Below are 21,905 nucleotides of genomic sequence, written 5' to 3'. Positions count from 1 at the left end.
CACTGCTTGACAGCGTCTCGACACCGAATCACACTCGGTCCACGGCTCACCAGCAGGGGCCGGACGTCACGGGGGCTCAGCCGAGGAGGCTCAACGTGCCACGTCGCTTCGCCGCCCGCCGCCACGCCACCGCCCGCCGCCACGCCACCGCCCGCCGCTTCTCTTCCCGCCGCGCCGCCGCCGCGCTGGCCCTCGGGGCCGCCGCACTCGTCCCGGTCGCGGCGCCGCCCGCGGCCGGCGCGCAGGCCGCGCCCCCGCCGTCCGGTCCCGGCTCCTGGATCCCGCACACCGACATCGCGCGCTCGGACCTCACGCAGGTGCCGGGCAAGCTCGCCGAACCGTCCGACGACGGGCCGCACCCCGGGTCCACCACCGAGTGGTGGTACACGCACGTCATGGACCCGGCGACGCACCGCACCTTCATCGCGATGCTGTTCACCGCGCCCGTCCCCACCGCCGTGATCTTCTGGTACCCGGAGAAGGGGCAGAAGGTCGTCCTGCCGGAGCCGACCGCGGCGGTGACCGCGAAGCCCGGCCCGGACGTCGACAGCAGCGCCGGCAGCCTGGTGTGGGACGCCGCGCGCCGCGCCTACCACCTGCGGTGGCACGGGATCTTCGCCAAGGCCGACATCTGGTTCGACCGCGCGCTGCCCGGCGTCACCGGCGGGCCGATCCGCTACGACGGCGGGCAGACGATGTACTGGAGCGCGCCCGTCGCGACGAGCCGGGTGCGCGGCTGGCTCCAGCCGCCGGGATCGTCCTCGCGCGTCAGCGTGAACGGCTGGCGCGGCTACCACGACCACAACTGGGGCGAGTTCAGCGTCGCCGACCAGCGCTACTCCGGCTGGGAGTGGGGCGTGTCCCACGAGCCGGACGGCACCGCCACGCTGCTCGGCGGCGTGGTGAAGGGCGACGGCACCTGGCAGGGCGTGGTCGGGCGCGTCACCGCCCGCGCGACCTACGGCTGCATGACCAGCATCAAGCTGTCGGACTGGCGGACGTCCGGGCTGTTCTCCTATCCGGAGACGACCACGCTGTCCTGCCCGTCCTCGCTGCTCGCGACGCCGCAGGGCCTGAAGGGCGCCCGGCCCGGCCTGCGCACGAGCTTCCACGTGGTCGACCCGTTCGTCCTGGACGCCGGGCTCCTCGCCCTGCCGGAGTCGCTCGGCCGCACCGTCCCCGGCTCGCTCGGGCTCATCGAGCACATCCGCACGCTCCCGTCGCGGCTGCCGCACTCCTGACCCCGCGCTCGCGACCCCGGACGGTCCGGCCCCGGACGCGTCCCTCCCGCACGTTCACCGGCCCCGAGGAGGCGGCGACCCATGACCATCGAGCACGGGAACGACACCGGCACCGGCGCGGACGGCGTCTCGCGCCGCCGGGTCCTGTACGGCACGGCCGCGGCGGGCGCGGCGACCCTGCTGCCCGGAACCGCGGCCGCCCGCGCGGCGGGCAGGCGGAACGCGGGCACGGTCGCCGTCCTGGGCGGCGGCATGGCCGGCCTGGCCGCCGCGCACGAACTCGCCGAACGCGGATTCGCCGTCACCGTCTTCGAGCGCAAGGCGCTCGGCGGGAAGGCGCGCAGCATCCCGGTCGAGGGAACCGGCAAGGGCGGACGGCGGGACCTGCCGGGCGAGCACGGGTTCCGCTTCTTCCCCGGCTTCTACCGGAACGTGCCCGACACGATGCGGCGCATCCCGTTCCCCGGTAACGCCAACGGCGTCCACGACAACCTCTTCCCGCTCAGTTCGACGCGCATCTCCCGCAACGCCGGCCGGTCCGACATCATCGTGCCGGAAGTGCTCGCGCCGGGCGGCGGGAGCCTGAGCCTGGACGTGCTGAAGGAGACCCTGACCGGCCTCGCCGAGCAGGCCGCCGCCATTCCCGCCTCCGAGCTGGCCCTTTTCCTCAACCGCTTCATCGTGTACCTCACCAGCAGCGACGACCGGCGCCTCGGGCAATGGGAGCGGGTGCCGTGGTGGGAGTACATGCGCGCCGACGGCAGGTCCAAGGACTACCGGGCGATCCTGGTGCGGTTCCTGACGCGCGGGCTGGTCGCGGTGAAGGAGGAGGTCGCCAGCACCAGGACGGTCGGCGCGATGGGGGAGGCGTTCCTGCTGTCGGGGCTCGGGCTCGGCACCGACGGGGGTCTCGCCCGCATGCTGAACGCGCCCACGAACGAGGCGTGGATCGACCCGTGGACAGGGTACCTGCGCGGACGCGGCGTCCGGTTCGAGGTCGGGCAGACCGTGGAGGCGCTGGAGGTGGGCGGCGGCCGCGTCCGCTCCGTCCGGCTCGTGGACGCGGCGGGCCGCCGCCGCAGCGCCGCCGCCGACTGGTTCGTCTGCGCGATGCCGGTTGACCGGGCGAAGGCGCTGCTGTCGCCGGCCGTCCTCGCCCTCGACCCGTCCCTGGCGTCGATGAGGGACCTGCGCACCGAATGGATGAACGGGCTCCAGTTCTTCCTGCGCCGCTCTCCGCAGGGCATCGACCAGGAGGTCAATTTCATGGACTCGCCGTGGCAGATCACCGCGGTGCTGCAGAGCAGATTGTGGAAGCACGACTTCACCCGCGACTTCGGTGACGGGAAGGTCGCCGACTGCCTCTCCCTCGACATCTCCGACTGGGACACCCCCGGAATCGTCTACGGGAAGCCGGCGAAGAAATGCACGCGGGCGCAGATCGCCAAGGAATGCTGGGCGCAGATGAAGGACCACCTGGAGGACACCGGGCGGTCCGTCCTTCCCGACGACCTCCTGCACTCGTGGTTCCTCGACCCCGCGATCAGCTGGAAGGCGTCGGCCGGGGGGAACGTCAACGACGAGCCGCTGATGGTGAACACGGTCGGCAGCTGGGAGAAGCGCCCGGAGGCCCGGACGAGGATCCCGAACCTGTTCATGGCGGGCGACTACGTCCGGACGAACGTCGACCTCGCCACCATGGAGGGCGCCAACGAGTCGGGGCGCGCCGCGGTCAACGCGCTGCTCGACGCGTCGGGGTCGCCCGCGGACCGCGTCGAGATGTGGACGCTCTACCAGCCGCCCGAGCTGGACGGCCTGAAGAAGCTCGACGCCCGGCGCTACCGCGCCGGCGAGCGGAACCTCTTCGACACCCTGTGACCCTGGCCGCCGCACTGAATGCTTGATACAAAAGATGTATCAACGTCTCAGAGCGGGTGATGCGGCATGGCCGACGTCGACGTGAAACCGGGCCGGACCGAGGCGGGCGCCATCCCCGGCCGCGGCTCCCTCATCTGGCGGTACGCGGGGGACTGGCGGGGCGCCTTCAGCGGCCGGGCGATCCTCCTCCTGCAGGTGGCGCACCCGGTCGTCGGAGCCGGGGTCGCCGAGCACTCGGAGTTCCTGGAGGACCGCTGGGGCCGGCTCCTGCGGACCGTCGAGTCGACCATGAACTTCCTCGGCTACCGGGGCGAGGAGCGCGGCCGGCGGGAGGCCGCCCGGCTGCGGGAGATCCACAAGGACATCAAGGGCGTCGACGCGCAGGGCCGCCGCTACCACGCCCTCAACCCCGAGGCCTACCTGTGGGTGCACGCCACCCTGCTGCACGGCATGATCGAGACGCAGCGGCTGTTCGGCACGCCCCTCACGCCCGACCGCGAACGCGTCCTGCACGGCGAGTGGGCGCGGCTGGCGCTGGCGCTCGGCATCACCGAACGCCACATCCCCGGCAGCCCCGCGGCGTTCCGCGATTACTTCGACACCATGGTGAACGAGCGGCTGGAGGACAACGCCACCGTGCGGCTGCTCATCGAGCTGGACCGCAGGCCGCTGCCGCCCCCGCCGCGCTGGCCGCTGCCCGACCTCGCCTGGTCCGGCGTCGCCGGGCCGCCGACGGTCATGCTCGGCCGGATGGGCGTCGGCTGCCTCCCGCCCGTCCTGCGGGAGCGGTTCGGGCTGCGCTGGACGCCCGCCGACGAGCGGCGCTTCCGGCTGTTCGCGCAGGCGATGCGGGCCGGCGACCGGGTGCTGGTCGACCGGCTGCGCTACTCGCCGATCGCGGCGCGCGCCATGCGGCGGGCCCGGCGCGGGCGCTAGGGTCGGTGGCACCATGACCGAGCCGACGGACCGGGCGCCGCTGCACGACCTGCTCGCCGGCCCGGCGGTGTCCGGTCCGCAGGTCGACCGGATCCTCGACGCCGCCCTGGAGCTGTACGGGACGTTCGGGCTGCGCCGCACCACCGTCGACGACGTCGCCCGCGCTTCCGGGCTCGGCCGCGCCACCCTCTACCGGCGCTTCCCGACCAAGAACGACCTGGTGACGGGGGTCCTGCTGCGCGAGGCCCGGCGGTTCTTCGCCGAGCTGGACGCCGCCGTCGCGGCCTGCCCGACGGTGGAGGAGCGCCTCGTCGAGGGCTTCGTCGCGACGCTGCGGATCAGCCGCGAGCAGCGGCTGGTGAACCGCCTGCTCGTCCTGGAGCCCGACCTGCTCCTCCCGCACGCCACCGGCCGCGCCGGCCCGCTGCTCGCCGCCGCGCGCGGCTACCTGGCCCGCCGGCTCCGCGCCGCGCAGCGGCAGGGCGACGCCGGCGCGTTCGACCCGGAGGTGGTGGCGGAGATCCTCATCCGGCTCACCCACTCCCTCCTGCTCACGCCGGAGGGCCACATCCCGCTGGACGACGAGGGCGCCCGGGCCTTCGCCCGCCGCTACCTCACCCCGATGATCCGCTGACCCGGCCGGCCGGTGCCCGCCGCACCGCGGCGGGCACCGGCCCAGGCGCCGGTCAGTGTCAGTGTGGGGGGGCGACCCCCACACCCCCGGCAAGAGCAGCCTGACCGACGCCTTGCGCTCCGCTGGAGCTCCGCTCCAGGCGCCGGTCAGGCGTTGTAGCCCATGATGGCCTTGGTCTCGAGGTACTCCTCGAAGCCGAGCGCTCCCCACTCGCGGCCGTTGCCGGACTGGCGGTAGCCGCCGAACGGCGCGTTGAAGTCGGGACCGGCGCCGTTGAGGTGGACGTTGCCGGTGCGCAGCCGGCGGGCCATCGCCTTGGCGCGGTCGGCGCTGCCGGAGATGTAGCCGGACAGGCCGTAGAGGGTGTCGTTGGCGATGCGCACCGCGTCGTCGTCGTCCTCGTAGCCGATCAGCACGAGCACCGGGCCGAAGATCTCCTCGCGGGCGATCGTCATCTCGTTGGAGACGTGCGAGAACACCGTCGGGCGCACGAAGTAGCCGGTCTCCAGGCCCTCGGGCTTGCCGGGGCCGCCGACCTCCAGCTTGGCGCCCTCGCCGATGCCCTTCTCGATGAGCTGCTGGATCCGGCCGTACTGCGTGGCCGACACGACCGGCCCGATCCGCGTGGTCTCGTCGCGCGGGTCGCCGACCACGATGTCGCGGGCGGCCTCCGCGGCGATGGCCGCGGCCTCCTCCATGCGCGCGGCCGGGACGAGCATCCGGCTGGGGGCGTTGCACGACTGGCCCGAGTTGGTGCACATGTTGCCGACGTCCCGCGTGATGACGGCCTTCAGATCGGCGTCGTCCAGGATGATGTTGGCGGACTTGCCGCCGAGCTCCTGCGCGACCCGCTTGACGGTCGGGGCCGCGGCGCGGGCCACCTCGATGCCGGCGCGGGTGGACCCGGTGAACGACACCATGTCGACGTCCGGGTGCGCCGACAGCGGCGCGCCGACGCCGAGGCCGTCGCCGTTGACGAGGTTGAACACGCCCGCCGGGACGCCCGCCTCGTCGAGGATCTCGGCGAACAGGATCGCGTTCAGCGGCGCGACCTCCGACGGCTTGAGCACCATCGTGCAGCCGGTGGCGAGGGCCGGGCCGACCTTGCAGGCGATCTGGTTGAGCGGCCAGTTCCACGGGGTGATCAGCCCGCAGACCCCGACCGGCTCGCGGGTGACCAGGGTGCCGCCCATCGGGCGGTCGAACTCGAAGTCGGCCAGCACGGCGCGCGCGGTGCCGAGGTGGCCGAGGCCGGCGATCGCCTGCGCGGCCCGCGCCAGCGAGAGGGGCGCGCCCATCTCCTGGCTGATGATGTCGGCCAGCTCCTCCAGCCGCCGGGTGTAGACGGCGACGACGGAGTCGAGCAGGTCGAGCCGCTCCTGCTTGCTCGTCTGCGAGAACGTCTCGAACGCCTCCTTCGCCGCGGCGACGGCCGCGTCGACGTCCTCGGCGCCGCCCATGGCGATGGAGGTGATGGCCTGTTCCGTGGCCGGGTTGACGACCTCGAGCGTCGTGTCGGTGCGGGGCGCGACCCACTGGCCGCCGATGTAGAACTGCTTGACGTGGTCCATGGGCTTCCTCCGGCAGGGAACGGGCCGTTCTTCGTTGCACGCTCAACATACGAAACCCGTTCGGTCCGGTAAACGCCCACCCCGGGCGCGCCGCCGAACCTCACGTGAAAGTCTTTCATGTCCGTTACCGGGCGGACGCGTGATCGCGGTCGTCCCGTTACCCGCGCGGCCCACGCTGTGCGGTCATGAGCCCTCGCCGCGATGGTCCCTCCCGCCGCTCCTTCCTCGCCACCGGCGCGGGCGTCGCCGGTGGCGCCGCCGCCGCCTCGCTGCTCCCGCCGTCGGTGCACGCCGCGCTCGCGCAGCCGGTGCGGCCCGGCGGGCTGGAGTCCGTCGAGCACGTCGTGTTCCTGATGCAGGAGAACCGCGCGTTCGACCACTACTTCGGGACGCTGCGCGGCGTGCGCGGCTTCGGCGACCGCAACGCGATCGAGCTGCGCGACGGGCATCCGGTGTTCGCGCAGCCGGGCCTGCTGCGGCGCGTCAAGCCGTTCCTGGCCCGCGACGCGATCGGGCACGGGCCGTTCACGGACGTCAACTACATCGCGGGCGTCGACCACGGCTGGGACAGCGGCCAGAAGGCGCGCGGCGGCGGATGGCACGACGGCTGGATCGCGGCCAAGCTCATGCCGACGATGGTCCACTACGACCGCGCGGACCTGCCGTTCCAGTACGAGCTGGCCGACACGTTCACCGTCTGCGACGCCTACCACTGCTCCGTGTTCGGGCCCACGAACCCGAACAGGACGTACCACTGGACCGGGACGATCGGCTACGAGGCGAACGGGCACCGCGCGGTCGAGAACGACGCCTACGACGAGGCGAACCATCCCGGCTACGCGCAGACGTCCTATGTCGAACGGCTGTCGAAGGCGGGCCGGACGTGGAAGGTGTACCAGGAATGGGACAACTTCACCGACAACCCGCTGGAGTTCCTCACCAGGTTCAAGGGGATCATGCGCAAGGCGCTCGCGGCGGCCGGCTCGTACAAGAGCCTCACGGAGTTCTACGGCGCCGTCGCGGGGGCGGGCGCGGAGGACCGGAAGAGCATGCTGGCCGCGCTGGACAAGGGAGTCGCGGCGCTCCCCGCGCCGGAACGCGACCTGTTCGAGCGCGCGCTGCGGCGGAGTGAGGGCGGCACCCTCGGCGCGGCGTTCCGGGCCGACGTCGAGGCGGGGCGGCTGCCGGAGGTGTCCTACATCGTCGCGCCGGCCGCCGAGTCCGAGCATCCGGGGTCCGGCAGCCCGATCCAGGGCGCGGGCATCACCTACCAGGTCCTGGACGCGATCGCCTCGGACCGGCGGACGTGGGAGACCACGGCGCTGTTCCTGATGTTCGACGAGAACGACGGCTACTTCGACCACGTGCCGCCGCCGCTGCCGCCCGCGGACGCCGCGGACGAGCACGCCGACGGCGCGCCGATCGGGCTGGGCTTCCGCGTGCCGATGACCGTCGTCTCGCCGTGGACCGCGGGCGGGTACGTGTGCTCGGAGGTGTTCGACCACACCTCGACGATCCGCTTCCTGGAGCGGTGGCTCGGCATCCGCGAGCCGAACATCAGCGCGTGGCGCAGGACCGTCGCGGGCGACCTGACCTCGGCGTTCGACTTCCGGCATCCGGCCGGCCCGCCGTCGGTGACCCGGCCCGGGACGCCGCCGAAGTTCTACCTGCGCTGGCCCGCGCTCCCTCCGGTCGTCCAGAAGGACCCCGTCCCGGAGCCGGGGACGCGGCCGGCGCGCGCGCTGCCGTACCGCACCGACGCGTCGGCGCGCCTGGACGGCGGCGCCCTGGTCGTCACCATGACCGAGCGGGGCACGCGCGCCTCGCACCTCGCGCTGTATCCGTACGCGGGCGAGTTCGCGGCGCCGCGCCACTTCGACGTGGCCGGGCGCGCGGTCGAGCGGGTGGCGCTGAAGGACGGGCGGTACCGCCTCACCCTGACGGGGCCGAACGGGTTCCGCCGCGAGTTCGCGGGCGCGGCCTCCGGCGCGGCCGCGGGCGCGGACGTGACGTCCCGCGCCGCCGCCGACGCCGGCCGTATCGAGATCACCGTCCGGAACCGCGGCACGCGGCCCCTCACGTTCACCTTGAGCGCCCTCGCCTACGGCAAGGCGACCCGCAAGGCGACGGTGGCCGCGGGCAAGAGCGTGACGGTCTCCTGGGCCACCGGGCACGGCTGGTACGACGTGGAGGTCCGCGCGGCCGAGGACGCGGCGTTCCGCCGCCGCCTGATGGGGCACCTGGAGAACGGCCGCCCGTCGGTCTCCGGCTGACCGGCGGGCGGGAGCCGCTCCGCAGGCGCGGGGCGGCTCAGGCGTCCTCGACGACCATGAGGGTGTTGCCCTCGGGGTCGCGGAACCAGAACATCGGCGGCACGGGGCCGCCCATGCGGCTGACCTCGGCGTCGACGTCGGCCCCCGCGGCCTTCAGCCGCGCGTGGCAGCCGTCGATGTCGGCGGTCGACAGCGCGATGCCGGTGTCCCGGCCGCCCGCCTCGGTGCCCTCGGGCGGCGGGCAGAGCGCGATCGGCGTCTCGGCGCCCTCCGGAGCGACCTCGATCCAGCGGTAGCCGCCGCCGAACGGCTGGTCGGCGCGCTTCTCGAGCCCGAGCGTCCCGCAGTAGAACTCCAGCGCCCGGTCCTGGTCGCGCACCGGAATGATCACGTTCGCGACCCTGCGGACGGCCGCGGTGGTGGTCGTGTCGCTCATGGCGCCCTCCCCCTTCTGTGTCGACCGGTCGGTGTCGATCGGTCCGTCGATGAGGCAGACCAGGGGAGCGCCCGGAACTCATCGCTCCATCCGCGCCGGTTTCCGGCGCGGCGCGAGCGTGCCCGGCCGACCAGGGCGCCTTGGCGGACTACTTGCCGACATGTGCTCACTCTTGTACGTTACTGGCGCATAAGGCGCACAAACGAGCAATTAGGAGCCTCGGTGTCGTTCGTTCTTGAGGAGATCGCGTCGCAGCCGGGCTGCTGGGAGCGCGCCGCCGAACTGGCGGACGGGGTGGACGGGCTTCCCGCGCGGGGCGAGCGCGTCGCGGTCGTCGGGTGCGGCACCTCGCTGTTCATCGCCCAGGCGTACGCGGCGCTGCGGGAGGCGTCCGGGGCGGGGGAGAGCGACGCGTTCCCGGCGTCGGAGTTCCCGCACGGGCGCCGCTACGACCGGGTGGTGGCGATCTGCCGCTCCGGCACCACGACGGAGGTCCTGGACCTGCTGCGCGCGACCGACCTGCCCACCACGGCGCTGATCGGGGACCCGCGGACGCCCATCATGGACCTCGCCGGCGCCCGCGTCGTGCTCGACTTCGCCGACGAGCGCTCCGTCGTGCAGACCCGGTTCGCGACGACCGCGCTCGCGCTGCTGCGCGCGCACCTCGGCCTGCTGCCCGCGGACCTGATCGAGCAGTGCCGCGCCGCCGTCGAGGCGCCGCTGCCCGAGGGCGCCGTCGAGCGCGGCCAGTTCACCTTCCTCGGCGCGGGCTGGACGAACGGGATCGCGAACGAGGCGGCGCTGAAGGTCCGCGAGGCCGCCGGCGCGTGGACCGAGTCGTACCCGGCGATGGAGTACCGGCACGGCCCGATCAGCGTCACCGACGAGCACAGCCTGACCTGGTTCTTCGGGACGCCGCCGGAGGGCCTGCCCGAGCAGGTCGCCGCCACCGGGGCGCTGGCCGAGGCGTCGGGGGCGGACGCGATGGCGGACCTGGTGCGGGTCCAGCGGCTCGCGGTGGCGCTGGCCGAGGCCAAGGGCCTGGACCCGGACCGGCCGCGCAACCTGACCCGCTCGATCATCCTGTCCTGATGATCCTCACGGTCACCCTCAATCCCGCCTGGGACGTGACCTACCGGGTCCCCAGGCTGACGCCGCACGGCTCGCACCGCGTCGCGTCGGTGCTGCAGCGTCCCGGCGGCAAGGGCCTGAACGTCGCCCGCGTCCTGCACGCCCTCGGCGAGGAGACGCTGGTGACGGGGCTGGCGGGCGGCGCCACGGGGGCCCTGGTGGCGGGCGCGCTGGAGGTCCCGCACGCCTTCGCCGCCGTCGCGGGGGAGACGCGGCGGACCGTCACGGTCGTCGACACCGACGCGACGATCTTCAACGAGCCGGGGCCGGACGTCCGCCCGGACGAGTGGGCGGCGTTCCAGGAGTCGTTCGCCGCGCTCGCCGCCGGGGCGTCGGTGGCGGTGCTGTCCGGCAGCCTGCCGCCGGGCGTGCCGGAGGACGCCTACGCCGTCCTCACCCGGCTGGCCCGCGAGGCGGGCGCCCGGGTGCTGGTGGACGCGGGCGGGCCCGCGCTGCGCGCCGCCGCCGGCGCGCGCCCCGACCTGCTCAAGCCCAACGAGGCGGAGATGGCCGCGGCCGGCCTCGACGCTTCCGCCGCCGGGGAGTCCGGTGCGCTGGTCGTCTCGCGCGGCGCCGGCGGCATGGTCGCCGTCACGCCCGACGGCTGCTTCGAGGCCGTCCCGCACGAGGTCGTCGCCGGCAACCCGACCGGCGCCGGCGACGCCGCGGCGGCGGCGCTCGCGGTCGCGCTGCGCGACCGGACGCCCTGGCCGGGCGCGCTCGGCGAGGCCGCCGCGCTGGCGGCCGCCGCGGTCGCCGCGCCCGCCGCCGGCGAGTTCGACCCCGACGTTCTCCGGCGGCACCGCCGGGCCACGAAGGTGAGGGAGACATCATGCCCCTGGTGAACACGGCCGAGCTGGTGCGGCCAGGCGAAGGCGTCGCCGCGTTCAACGTGATCACGCTGGAGCACGCCGAGGCGATCGTCGCGGCGGCCGAGGAGACCGGACGCCCGGTCATCTGCCAGATCAGCCAGAACGCGGTCCGCTTCCACGGCGGACGGCTCGGCCCGATCGCCGCCGGCACCCGCGCCGTGGCGGAGGGCTCGGCGGCCCGCGTCGCCCTGCATCTGGACCACGTGACCGACGAGGACCTGATGCACCAGGCCGCCGACCACGGGTTCGGCTCGGTGATGTACGACGGCTCCGAGCACGACTACGACGAGAACGTCGCCCGCACCGCGGCGGCCGCCGCCTGGGCCCACGAGCGCGGCCTCTGGCTGGAGGCCGAGCTCGGCGAGGTGGGCGGCAAGGACGGCGCGCACGCCCCCGGCGTCCGCACCGACCCCGGCGAGGCCGCCGCGTTCGTGGCCGCGACCGGCGTCGACGCCCTCGCGGTCGCCGTCGGCAGCTCGCACGCGATGACCGAGCGCACCGCCGTCCTCGACCACGCCCTGATCGCGCGGCTGCGCGACGCGGTGCCGGTCCCGCTGGTGCTGCACGGCTCGTCCGGGGTCGCCGACGACGAGCTGCGCCGCGCGGTCGGTCAGGGAATGACAAAGATCAACATCGGCACGGCCCTCAACATCGCCTTCACCGGGGCGGTCCGCGCGAACCTGGACCGGGGCGTCGACCCGCGCCGCTACCTCGCGCCCGCCCGCGACGCCATGCGGGAGCAGGTCGCGCACCTGCTGGAGGTCATCGCGCCCCGTTCCGCCGAGAGCATTGGATCACGTGCATGCTGAACATCGCCTTCGTCGGCGCCGGCTCGGTCGAGTTCACCCGCCAGCTGCTGCGCGACATCCTCTCCTACCCCGAGCTCGGCGGCGTCCGGCTCGCGCTGCACGACATCGACCCCGAGCGGCTGGAGGTCGCCGAGGGCCTGGCGAAGCTCACCGCGAAGGAGCACGGCGCCGCGCCCGTCATCACCGCGTCGCCGGACCGGCGCCGCGCGCTGGAGGGCGCCGACGTGGTCGTCAACATGGTCGCGGTCGGCGGGCACGCCGCGACGGTGAAGGACTTCGAGGTCGCGGCGGAGTTCGGCGTCCGGCAGACCATCGGCGACACCCTCGGCATCGGCGGCATCTTCCGGGCGCTGCGCACGTTCCCGCTGCTGGAGGGGCTGGCCGCCGACATCCGGGCCGTCTGCCCGGACGCGTGGCTGCTCAACTACACCAACCCGATGGCGATGAACCTGCAGTACCTCGCGGCGATCGCGCCGGAGGTGAAGGCCGCCGGCCTGTGCCACTCGGTGTACTGGACCGTCCGCGACCTGTCGGAGCTGGTCGGCGTGCCCTACGAGGAGGTCGACTTCCACTCGGCGGGCGTCAACCACCAGGCGTGGGTGCTGAAGTGGGAGCACCGCGGCCGCGACCTGTACCCGGCGCTGGACGCCGCCATCGAGGCCGACCCCGAGCTGAGGCGGCGGGTGCGCGTCGACATGTACCGGCGCCTCGGCCGCTACCCGACGGAGACCAGCGAGCACTCGTCCGAGTACGTCCCCTGGTACCTGAAGGACGAGGCGGAGATCGAGCGGCTGCGCATCCCGGTCGGCGAGTACGTGAAGATCAGCGAGGGCAACCTGGCCGAGTACGCGCGGGTCCGCGACTGCCTGGCGCGCGGCGAGTGCCCGTCGCCGCGCGAGGACGAGGACGCCACCGAGTACGCGCCGCAGGTGATCCACAGCCTCGCCACCGGCGAGCGCCGCACCATCCAGGTGACCACCGCCAACACCGGCCTGATCACCAACCTGCCGATGGGCGCCGGCGTCGAGGTTCCCGCGACGCTCGACCGGATGGGCGTGCACCCGCACCACGTCGGCGCGCTGCCCCCGCAGCTCGCGGCGCTGAACCGCGCCTTCCTGAACGTGGTGGAGCTGACCGTCGCCGCCGCCGTCGAGGGCGACCCGGCGCACGTCCGGCACGCCGCGATGTGCGACCCGGCGACCGCCGCCGCGCTGCCCGTCGAGCGGATCGCGGAGCTGTGCGACGCGCTGACGGCGGCGCACGGCGACGCGCTGCCCGCCGCCCTGCGGAGGACGTGATGCTGGACCTGCTGGTCGTCGGGGACGCCAATCCGGACGTCCTCGTGCACGGCGCCCCCGACGTCCCGCCCTACGGCCAGGCGGAGACGCTCGTCGGGGGCGGCGTGCTCGCGCTCGGCGGGTCCGCGGCGATCGCCGCGCACGGCGCCGCCCGGCTCGGCCTGGCCACCGCGTTCGCGGGGCTGGTCGGCCGGGACGCCGCCGGCGACTTCGTGCTGGACGCGCTGGGCACGGCGGGCGTCGACGTGTCCCGCGTCGTCCGGCACGACACGCTGCCGACCGCGCTCACCGTGTGCCTCAACCGGCCCGGCGGCGACCGGGCGATCCTGACCGCGTCCGGGTGCCTGGCCGAGTTCGGGCCCGAGCACGTCCCGGACGTCGCGGCGCGGCACGTGCACGCCGCGTCCTACTTCCTCCAGCCGCGCCTCGCCGGGGCGCTGCCCGCGCTGCTGCGCGGGCACCGGGCGTCCGGCGCGACGACCTCGCTGGACACCAACGACGACCCGTCCGGGCGCTGGGAACTCGCTCCCGGGCTGCTCGCCGAGTGCACGTTCCTGCTGCCCAACGAGGCCGAGGCGCTCGCGCTGAGCGGCCGTGCCGCGCTCTCCGAGGCGCTGGACGCGCTGGCGGGCGCCGGCTGCGTCCCGGTCGTCAAGCGCGGCGGCGAGGGCGCCGTCGCCCTGAGGGCGGACGGGACGGCGGTGCGCGCCGGCGCGCCGCGCGCCGACCCCGTCGACACCGTCGGCGCGGGCGACAGCTTCGACGCCGGCTTCCTCGCGGGGTGGCTCGACCGCGGCGACCTGGCCCACGCGCTCGCGCTGGGCGCGGTGTGCGGCGCGCTGTCCACGCGCGCCGCCGGCGGCACCGCGGGGCAGGCGACCCTCGCCGAAGCACTCGCGCATATTGCGTGATTATCTCTTGCTGAAACGGCTATTTTCGCGCACCATTCGTACTCTATAATGATCGGATGCGTCAGCAGGACCGTCTTCCCCTCATCCTCGAACGGCTCGCCGAGCACGGCTCGGTGAGCGTGGTCGACCTGTCGGCCGAGCTTCAGGCCTCGCCCGCCTCGATCCGCCGCGACCTGCAGGTGCTCGAGGAGCAGCAGCTCCTCAAGCGCACGCACGGCGGCGCGATGGCGGCCGAGGTCATCTACGAGCTGCCGATGCGCTACCGCGGCGGCCGTAGCCAGGAGGAGAAGCGCCGCATCGCGCAGGCCGCGGTGCGGCTGGTCGACGGCTCGGTGCACTCGGTCGGCTTCAACGGCGGCACCACGATCACCGAGCTGGCCCGGCTGCTGTCCACCGGCCGCGCGCTCAAGGTCGTCACCAACGCCCTCAACATCGCCGCCGACCTGTCCGTGCGGCCCGCGATCGACCTGGTCGTCACCGGCGGCGGCGTCCGCCCCGAGTCCTACGAGCTGGTGGGGCCGATCGCCGACCGCACCCTCGCCGACATCAGCCTGGACCTGGTGTTCCTCGGCGTGGACGGGATCGACGCCGAGGCCGGCATCAGCACCCACGACGAGATCGAGGCCCGCACCGACCACTGCCTGATGCGGGCCACCCGCCGGGTGGTGGTGCTCGCCGACGGCTCCAAGATCGGGCACCGCGCCTTCTCCCGGATCGCCCCGATCGGGGAGGTCGACATGCTGATCACCGACGCCGGCGCGGACCGCGCCGAGCTGGACCGGATCCAGGCGGCGGGCGTCGAGGTGACCGTGGCCTGAGGCCCCGGCCACCCCGCTCGCCCGCGACCCCGCGACCCCGCGACCCGCGCCGCGGTGGCGCGGTGCCGAAGTGGCCCGGTGGCGCGGCTACTTCAGGCCCGCGGTCGCCACCGACCGCACGAAGAACCGCTGCGCGACGAAGAACAGCACGAACACCGGCAGCTGGCTGATCACCGTGCCGGCCATGAGCCGCGGCCAGTTCGTGGTGTGCGCGCCCTGGAACGTCTGCAGGCCGAGCTGGACGGTCATGTGCTCCGGGCTCTGCACCGCGATCAGCGGCCAGAGGAAGTCGTTCCACGTCTGCAGGAACGTCAGCACCGCGAGCGTCGCCAGCGTCGGGCGCATCAGCGGCAGCATCACCTGGAACAGGATCCGCAGCCGGCTCGCGCCGTCGATCCGCGCGGCCTCCTCCAGCTCCCGCGGCACCGTCATGAAGAACTGCCGCAGCAGGAAGATGCCGAACGCGGTCGCCAGGTTCGGCACGATCAGCGCGCCGAGCGTGTCGGTGAGCCCGAGCGTCCGCACCATGATCAGCGTCGGCAGCATGACGATCTGGAACGGCACCATCAGCGTGGCCAGGACCGCGACGAACAGCGCCTTGCTGCCGAGGAACCGGATCCGGGCGAAGGCGTAGCCCGCCAGCGAGCAGAACACGAGGTTCCCGGCCACGCAGCTGACCGACACGATCGCGCTGTTGCCCAGCCAGTGCCCGAGCGGCGCGTCCCGCAGCGCGTCGGTGTAGTTGTGCCACTCGATCCCCGACGGCAGGCCGGGCGGGAACCGCCGCGTCTCGGCCTCGGTGGAGATCGACAGCAGCACCATCCAGAGCAGCGGCGCCACCATCACCAGCGCGATCGGCAGCAGCACCAGGTGCAGCGGGCTCGGCCGCCGGAACCGGCGCGCGGCCGGGGCGTTCGTCGTCGTCATGCTCATCGGCCCTCGTAGAAGGAGGTACGGCGGGTGATGGCGAGCTGCACCACGGTCACCAGCAGGATGACCAGGAACAGCGCGCAGCCGACCGCGGCCGCGTAACCGCCGTCGAAGTCCACGAACGCCTTGTTGTACAGGTGGTAGACGATGACGGTGGTGGCGCGCAGCGGCCCGCCCTTGGTCGTCACGTACACCTCGTCGAACAGCTGCAGCGAGTTGATCGTCAGCCAGACGACGAGGAAGCCGGACGCGGGGGCCAGCAGCGGCAGCTCGACGTGCCGGAACGCCTTCAGCCGGCCGCAGCCGTCCAGCGCGGCCGCCTCCATCAGGTCCTTCGGGACGCCCTGCAGCGCGGACAGGTAGATGATGACGGCGAAGCCGAGCCACCCCCACACCGTCATCGCCACCAGCGCGAACAGCGCCTGGTTCGGATCCTGGAAGAAGCCCTGCTCGGGCAGGCCCGCCTTGGACAGCGCGGCGTTGACCGGGCCGAACTGCGGGTTCAGCAGCCAGTTGAAGATGATCCCGGTCGCGACCGTCGAGGTCACCAGCGGGACGAACACCGCCATCCGGTACAGCGTGATCCCGCGGATCCGCTGGTTGAGCAGCACCGCGATCGGCAGCGCCAGCACCATCGTCAGCGGCACGAACAGCACTGTGTAGATCGCCGACCGCCGGGCGGCGTCCCACATCAGCGGGTCCTTGACCAGCTCGGCGTACTTGGCGCCGCCCGCGAAGGTGCCGGGGGAGGTCAGGTCGGTGTCCTGGAAGGACAGCCAGAACGACCACAGCACCGGGAGCATGCCGAAGACGCCGATGAGCAGGACGGCCGGGGAGACGAACCCCCAGCCCGCCAGGTGCTCGCCCAGCCGCCGCCGCGACCGGCGCGGCCGCCGGTCCTTCGCGGCGGGGGCGGGCAGCGCGGTGGACGCCATCAGGAGCCCGCCAGGATGTCGTCGACCTGCTTCGCCGCGTCGGCGAGCGCGGCCTGCGGCTGCTTCTTGCCGAGCAGCACCGCCTGCACGGCCGTGCCGAGCACCTGCGAGATCTGCGGGTACTGCTTGATGTTCGGGCGCGCCTTGGTGACGTTCTTGCTGAGGTTGTCGATGAACACCTTGTTGCCGGGGTACTTGGCCAGGTAGTCCTTGTAGCCGGGCAGCTTCTCCTCGGACGCGCGCAGCGGCAGGTCACCGGTCTGCGTGGCGTACCGCAGGTGGACCTGCGGGGAGGTCAGCCACTTCAGGAACGCCCAGGCGGTCTTCTGCGCCTTCTTGTCGAAGAGCATGTAGTAGTCGGGGCCGGAGATCGTGGCGTGCGTGACCTTGGCGGGCAGGTACTGCACGCCGTACGAGACGTCCTTGTTGATCTGGCCGAGGTCCCACGGGCCGGTCCACAGCATGCCGATCCGGCCGGAGTTGAACAGGTTGAGGTACTGCTGGTCGCCGGTGTCGAGGTAGACCGACTTGTCGGTGACGGACATGTCGTGCAGCAGCTGCATGGCCTGCCGCCCGGCGGGCGAGTCGAAGGCGGCCTTCTTGTTCGCGGGGTCGAGCAGGTCGCCGCCGGCCTGCCAGAGGAGCGCGAGGAAGCGCCAGACGGTGTCCTCGGTCCCGTCGTTGACGTAGGCCCATCCGTACTTGCCGTTCCCCGACAGCTTCCTCGCCGCGTTCCTGAAGTCGTCCCAGGTCCAGTCCGGCGTCGGGTACTTCAGGCCCGCGGCGTCGAAGAGCTTCTTGTTGTAGACGAGGCCGAGGTTGTCGACCAGCGCGGGGATCCCGTAGATCTTGTCGTCCACGGTGGCGCCCTGGCGGGCCGCGGGGAAGAAGTCGTTCCAGTCGACGTCCGGGCTGCCCTTGACCAGCGAGGTGAGATCCTGGGTCTGGTGGCGGCCGGTCAGCGCGGTGATCGACGAGCCGTACTGGTAGGCGACCGAGGGCGCCTTGCCGGACACGAAGGACGCGAGGGTCTTCTGCAGCGTGTTGTCGTTGTTGCTGAAGACCGGCTCGACCTTCTGGTCGGGATGGGCGCCGTTCCACTCGCCGACGAGCTTGGTGATCGTCTCGGACTGGACGTCGGTGTACCCGTGCCAGAACGTGATCTTCTTCGCGTCGCCGCCGCCCGAGCCGCAGGCCGAGGAGAGGCCGGCCACCAAGGCGACCCCGGTGACCAGCGCGGTGATCCGGCGACCGCTCGGCTGCCTCATGATCGCCTCCAGATACTCGTGCTCGATTGTGCAGGATGCGCGGCACTTTAGAACACAATCGCTCATCGGGCAAGGGATCGCGGGACCTCCACGTGGATTGCTGGTCGGTAACCCCGCCAATCGATCACGATGTTGCAGCGAAGTTGCGTGATCGTGCTTGATGACGGCATTCGATCGACAATGATCAGGCGGGGGAGGCGATGATGGCGGAAGCGAGCGGACCGGCCGTACCGCCGAGCGGGGCCGAGGCGGCGGCCGGGACGGGGGCGGCATGAGACGGGCGATGGCGGTCCTCTCGGGCCTGCTGGTCCTGTTCGCGCTGTCCGGTGCGGTGCCGGCGGGCGCGGTGACCGGCAGCGTCCGCGTCCGGCCGGGGGACGACTGGACGCTGCCCGGATGGGTGCGCCCCTCGCCGAACAGCGGGTTCTTCTCCGAGCAGGCCGCCCCGGAGTACCACGTCGACCTGCGAGGGCTCGACCTCACCTGGCGGCAGCTCCAGCCCGGCGGGCCCGGACGGCTGCGCGACGACACCACCGGCACCGCCGAGGACATGACGTTCCGGCCACTGCGCGAGCAGCTCGCGCAGGCGCGGCCGTTCTGGATGCGCGTCTTCGCCAGCGGTTCGTCATGGGCGCCGGGATGGGTGGCCGACGAGTGCGGCGTGGACCCGATCGGCCCGGACTATGAGGGGCGGTACCACCTGCCCATCTGGAACGAGTGCGTGTGGGGACGGCTCCTCGGCCTCTACAGGAGGCTGTTCGTCGAGTCCGGCCTGCGCGCCGATCCGCGGCTGCGGTTCGTCTACGTCCCCGGCGCCTTCACCTGGGCGGAGTTCGACTACGACATCGTCGGCGCCGCCGCCAAGCGAGGGCTGACCTTCGAGGCGTACCGGTCCTGGTACGCGCACGCGTGGCGCGACCTCGCCGCGCTGTTCGGGCCGTACCGCACCAAGCTGGTCTTCACCGGCGAGGACTACCCCTGGGGTCCGTGGGGGAGCAGGACGGACCTGTTCGCCAGGCAGGCGGTCGACGCCGGCCTCGGCGTCCGCACGGGCATCACCGAGGAGTTCGATCACCACCTCGGCGAGGCCCCTTCCTACGGGAGCCGCATAGAACCCGACGGGCACATGACGGTGGACGAGAGCCTGCCCGTCCACGACGGACGGCACGTCGTCGCCACCGAGAACGAGTGCTTCAACGACTGCGGCTACAGCACCGCCGACCCCTACTACGCCGTCCGCCAGGCGAACCTGAAGGCGCTGCAACTGCGGATGAACTGGGTGTACGTGGTGCCGGGCCCGTCCTATATGAAGCAGTACCCGGCCCAGTGGCGGTGGCTACGGCTGAGCCTCGGCAAGACCGCGTCCGACTCCCCGGACGCCTGGGCCGCGCTGCGCGACGCGGAGGACACCTACTGGAAGGACGCGGCCGGGCCGTTCACCGGGAACCGCGCGTGGCGGACCCGGCCGTGGGTGCGCAACCTCGAACGCTGGCTCGTCCAGCGCGACGTCCGGCCGGACGGCACCCCGCGGCGCTCCACGGCCGACGTCCACCGCAACGTCCTCTCCGAGGAGAACGGCACCGCCTACGAGGGGCTCCGCACCGACCGCGCGCACGGCCAGACCTCGATGTACTTCGACGTCGACGAGCGGTTCCGCGCCCGGCGCGACCGGCGGCCGGTGGACGTCAAGGTGACCTACCGCGACGCGGGCCGCGGCGCGTGGTGGATCGAGTACGAGGGCGGGCGGTCGCCGCACGTCCGGCGCTCGGGCGACGGCGCGTGGAAGACCGCGACGGTGCGGCTGCCCCGTCCGGTGTTCGCCGGACGCCTGCGCGGCGGCACCGACTTCCGCCTCGTCACCGGCGCGGGCGACGACCTGGACGTCCGCTTCGTGCGCGTTGTTCGCCGCACCGGGCCCTGACGGCGGGCGCCGGAGGCCGCCCGGCGGTTTTGCATCCCGCAGGGCGGATAAGGAGCGGACGAGTGACTTCGCGCGATCGCGGGACGCGACCGTTCTCTTGGGCCTTGGGGAGGCAATGATGAGCATGCCGCACAGGATGGTGCGCCGGTTGGAACAGGCGGAGGTGCTGGACAAGGTCGCCGGGCCGCTGAGCTCCGCGGTCCAGCGCGCGGTACGGCCGCGGATCGTCCGCAACCTGCTGAGCGGGACCAACCTGGGCCATCCGCTGCACCCGCCGCTCACCGACGTGGCGATCGGCGCCTGGAGCATGTCCACGCTGCTGGACGCCGTCGGGGGACCCGACGCCGAACCCGCCGCCGACCTGCTGGCGATCACGGGTGTGGCCGCCGCCGTGCCGACCGCGATGTCCGGGCTGAACGACTGGGCCGACACCCTCGGAGCCGAACGGCGGGTGGGCATCGTCCACGCCGCCGCCAACACCATGGCACTGGCGCTGTACGGGGCGTCCATCGCCATGCGGGCCCGCAGGGCCCGCGGCGCCGGCAAGGCCCTCGGGTTCGCGGGATTCGGGGTGCTGGGGTTCAGCGCCTACCTCGGGGGCCACCTGTCCTTCACGATGGGCGTCAACGTCAACCGCACCGCCTGGCAGCAGGGCCCGCAGGACTGGACGCCCGTCCTGGGCGAGGACGAACTGCCCGACAGCGAGCACCGGACGGTGGACGTCGACGGCGTCCCGATCATGCTCTACCGGGCGGACCGGCAGATCTACGCGCTGGCGGCCACGTGCACCCACCTGGGCGGGCCGCTGGACGAGGGCACGATCGCGGACGGCTGCGTCACGTGTCCCTGGCACGGCAGCACCTTCCGGCTCTCCGACGGCGGCATCGTGCGCGGCCCGGCCAGCACGCCGGAACCCCGCTTCGAGACCCGCGTCCAGGACGGGCGCATCGAGGTCCGCGTGCCGCCGCCGGGCGCGCCGGTCCGCAAGGGCGAGGGCGCGCACGCCGGTCCGACCGAGCGGATGGGCCGGGCGGCCCGCCGCCGGATGGCGCGGGTCTCCTGACGGGCCGCTCCGCGTCCCGCCGTTTCGCGTCCCGCCGCGGGCGGGCCGGGCGCCGCGCTCACGGCGTCCGGCCCGCGACGCGTCCGCGGCTCAGCCGAGGACGGCCGGCTTCAGCTCCTCCTCGCACCACTCGCGGAAGGTCGTGGGCGACGTGGCCTCGGGGGTGCGCGGCTCGGCGCTGTCCAGGCCGTTCTCCTTGGCCACCGCCATCTCGACCAGCCCCTCGGCGTTCGCCTCGGACACCCCGCGCGCGAGCATGCTCTCCTTGAACGCCTCGACGGAGATCCGCTGGTGCCGCACGGGCCGCCCGAGGACCTCGGACATGATGCGCGCCAGGTCGTCGTTCGACAGGTCCTCCGGGCCGAGCACCGGGACGTCGCCGCGCCCCGTCCACGACGGGTCGAGCAGCAGCTTGACGGCGGCGTCGGCGATGTCGCGGCAGGCGCACGTCGGCAGCTTGCGGTCCCCGGAGATCGCCGAGAAGAACACGCCCTCGTTCCTGATGCTCTCCACCTGGCCGAGCATGTTGTCCATGAAGGTCGGCAGCGTCAGCGCCCGGTAGTGCACGCCGGTGCCCGCGATGAGGTCGTCCATCTTCAGCGTCGCCGTCACGTGGCCGGCGTGGGGGAGCACCCCGCGGCCGAGGGCGGAGACGCCGACGACCCGCTGGACGCCCTGGCTCCGGAACGCCTCGCAGGCCGGCTGCGCGAAGCGGGAGTACACGTCGTCGAGGCTCTCGGCCCGGTGGTTCGGCGGCGCGAGCCAGAACACGGCGTCGGCGCCCGCGAACGCCTTGGTCACGACGTCGGGGTCGCCGTGCGACCCTTCGACCACCTCGGCGCGCTCGCGCACACGGCCGGGCAGCCGGGACGCGTCGCGCACGATCACGCGGACGGGTGCCCCGGCGGCGAGCACGCCGTCGACGACCCGCCGGCCGATCCTGCCGGTGGGCGTGGTGATGACGATCATTGAAGTCTCCA

Annotated in this window: 19 protein-coding genes; 13 read left to right on the top strand and 6 right to left on the bottom strand. The window is 73.2% G+C overall.

All coding sequences use genetic code 11. The annotated features are described in order from the left end of the window. Positions 1-95 precede the first annotated feature (95 nt). The 4 genes from J4557_RS08415 to J4557_RS08400 all read left to right on the top strand — a co-directional run bounded on the left by J4557_RS08415 (position 96) and on the right by J4557_RS08400 (position 4,689). Positions 96-1,241, top strand: a complete 1,146-nt coding sequence (locus tag J4557_RS08415) for a hypothetical protein (protein WP_208265878.1) — start codon at positions 96-98, stop codon at positions 1,239-1,241. An 81-nt stretch (positions 1,242-1,322) separates the two neighbouring features. Then, positions 1,323-3,119: a hydroxysqualene dehydroxylase gene (locus tag J4557_RS08410; RefSeq protein WP_208265877.1), complete on the top strand. Its 1,797-nt coding sequence runs from the start codon at positions 1,323-1,325 to the stop codon at positions 3,117-3,119. 66 nt (positions 3,120-3,185) lie between these two features. Next, a complete protein-coding gene (locus J4557_RS08405) occupies positions 3,186-4,055 on the top strand; it encodes an oxygenase MpaB family protein (protein ID WP_208265876.1) in 870 nt (289 codons plus the stop codon). 13 nt (positions 4,056-4,068) lie between these two features. After that, positions 4,069-4,689 carry a TetR/AcrR family transcriptional regulator gene (locus J4557_RS08400; RefSeq protein WP_208265875.1) on the top strand — a complete coding sequence of 207 codons (621 nt, stop codon included), beginning with the start codon at positions 4,069-4,071 and terminating at the stop codon, positions 4,687-4,689. Positions 4,690-4,835: 146 nt separating this feature from the next. Here the strand turns inward: J4557_RS08400 and J4557_RS08395 are convergent, their stop codons facing one another. After that, positions 4,836-6,260, bottom strand: coding sequence for an aldehyde dehydrogenase family protein (locus tag J4557_RS08395; RefSeq protein ID WP_208265874.1), 1,425 nt, complete (start codon positions 6,258-6,260; stop codon positions 4,836-4,838). 185 nt (positions 6,261-6,445) lie between these two features. On the opposite strand from J4557_RS08395, the gene J4557_RS08390 reads away from it, so the two are divergent. Continuing rightward, a complete protein-coding gene (locus J4557_RS08390) occupies positions 6,446-8,533 on the top strand; it encodes a phosphocholine-specific phospholipase C (RefSeq protein WP_208265873.1) in 2,088 nt (695 codons plus the stop codon). A gap of 37 nt (positions 8,534-8,570) precedes the next feature. On the opposite strand, the gene J4557_RS08385 is transcribed toward J4557_RS08390, so the two are convergent. Beyond that, entirely contained in the window at positions 8,571-8,969 is a 399-nt protein-coding gene (locus tag J4557_RS08385; protein WP_208265872.1) for a VOC family protein, read from the bottom strand. 222 nt (positions 8,970-9,191) lie between these two features. Between J4557_RS08385 and J4557_RS08380 the strand changes: the two genes are divergently transcribed. The 6 genes from J4557_RS08380 to J4557_RS08355 are packed head-to-tail and all read left to right on the top strand — an operon-like array spanning position 9,192 to position 14,808. Beyond that, positions 9,192-10,061 (top strand): SIS domain-containing protein, encoded by an 870-nt coding sequence (locus J4557_RS08380; protein ID WP_208265871.1) that lies wholly within the window; start codon positions 9,192-9,194, stop codon positions 10,059-10,061. Further along, positions 10,061-10,945, top strand: coding sequence for a 1-phosphofructokinase family hexose kinase (locus tag J4557_RS08375; RefSeq protein ID WP_208265870.1), 885 nt, complete (start codon positions 10,061-10,063; stop codon positions 10,943-10,945). The genes J4557_RS08380 and J4557_RS08375 overlap by 1 nt, the downstream gene beginning before the upstream one ends. Continuing rightward, on the top strand, positions 10,933-11,781 hold the full coding sequence (locus J4557_RS08370) for a class II fructose-bisphosphate aldolase (RefSeq protein ID WP_208265869.1): 849 nt from the start codon (positions 10,933-10,935) through the stop codon (positions 11,779-11,781). Before J4557_RS08375 ends, J4557_RS08370 begins: the two co-directional genes overlap by 13 nt. Then, the gene (locus J4557_RS08365) at positions 11,775-13,079 is read left to right on the top strand and encodes an alpha-glucosidase/alpha-galactosidase (protein ID WP_208265868.1); all 1,305 of its coding nucleotides are present in this window, start codon (positions 11,775-11,777) and stop codon (positions 13,077-13,079) included. Before J4557_RS08370 ends, J4557_RS08365 begins: the two co-directional genes overlap by 7 nt. After that, on the top strand, positions 13,079-13,990 hold the full coding sequence (locus J4557_RS08360; protein ID WP_208265867.1) for a carbohydrate kinase family protein: 912 nt from the start codon (positions 13,079-13,081) through the stop codon (positions 13,988-13,990). Before J4557_RS08365 ends, J4557_RS08360 begins: the two co-directional genes overlap by 1 nt. A 56-nt stretch (positions 13,991-14,046) precedes the next feature. After that, the gene (locus J4557_RS08355; RefSeq protein ID WP_190868246.1) at positions 14,047-14,808 is read left to right on the top strand and encodes a DeoR/GlpR family DNA-binding transcription regulator; all 762 of its coding nucleotides are present in this window, start codon (positions 14,047-14,049) and stop codon (positions 14,806-14,808) included. An 87-nt stretch (positions 14,809-14,895) separates the two neighbouring features. Here J4557_RS08355 and J4557_RS08350 read toward each other — a convergent pair whose 3' ends face one another. From J4557_RS08350 to J4557_RS08340, 3 genes are read right to left on the bottom strand one after another with little or no spacing between them, the layout of a single operon-like run. Continuing rightward, positions 14,896-15,741, bottom strand: a complete 846-nt coding sequence (locus tag J4557_RS08350) for a carbohydrate ABC transporter permease (RefSeq protein WP_208265866.1) — start codon at positions 15,739-15,741, stop codon at positions 14,896-14,898. Then, positions 15,738-16,673, bottom strand: coding sequence for a carbohydrate ABC transporter permease (locus tag J4557_RS08345; RefSeq protein WP_208265865.1), 936 nt, complete (start codon positions 16,671-16,673; stop codon positions 15,738-15,740). Before J4557_RS08345 ends, J4557_RS08350 begins: the two co-directional genes overlap by 4 nt. Beyond that, positions 16,673-17,941: an ABC transporter substrate-binding protein gene (locus tag J4557_RS08340; protein ID WP_208265864.1), complete on the bottom strand. Its 1,269-nt coding sequence runs from the start codon at positions 17,939-17,941 to the stop codon at positions 16,673-16,675. Before J4557_RS08340 ends, J4557_RS08345 begins: the two co-directional genes overlap by 1 nt. 283 nt (positions 17,942-18,224) lie before the next feature. On the opposite strand from J4557_RS08340, the gene J4557_RS08335 reads away from it, so the two are divergent. Next, the gene (locus tag J4557_RS08335) at positions 18,225-19,862 is read left to right on the top strand and encodes a hypothetical protein (protein ID WP_208265863.1); all 1,638 of its coding nucleotides are present in this window, start codon (positions 18,225-18,227) and stop codon (positions 19,860-19,862) included. A gap of 118 nt (positions 19,863-19,980) precedes the next feature. Further along, entirely contained in the window at positions 19,981-20,925 is a 945-nt protein-coding gene (locus J4557_RS08330) for a Rieske (2Fe-2S) protein (RefSeq protein ID WP_208265862.1), read from the top strand. A 90-nt stretch (positions 20,926-21,015) separates the two neighbouring features. Here J4557_RS08330 and J4557_RS08325 read toward each other — a convergent pair whose 3' ends face one another. Beyond that, positions 21,016-21,894 (bottom strand): NAD(P)H-binding protein, encoded by an 879-nt coding sequence (locus J4557_RS08325; RefSeq protein WP_208265861.1) that lies wholly within the window; start codon positions 21,892-21,894, stop codon positions 21,016-21,018. Between the last annotated feature and the right edge of the window lie 11 nt (positions 21,895-21,905).

It is taken from the genome of Actinomadura nitritigenes (assembly GCF_017573545.1).
GTDB classification, from domain to species: Bacteria; Actinomycetota; Actinomycetes; order Streptosporangiales; family Streptosporangiaceae; genus Spirillospora; species Spirillospora nitritigenes.
This window is presented reverse-complemented; position numbering and strand designations above follow the sequence as displayed.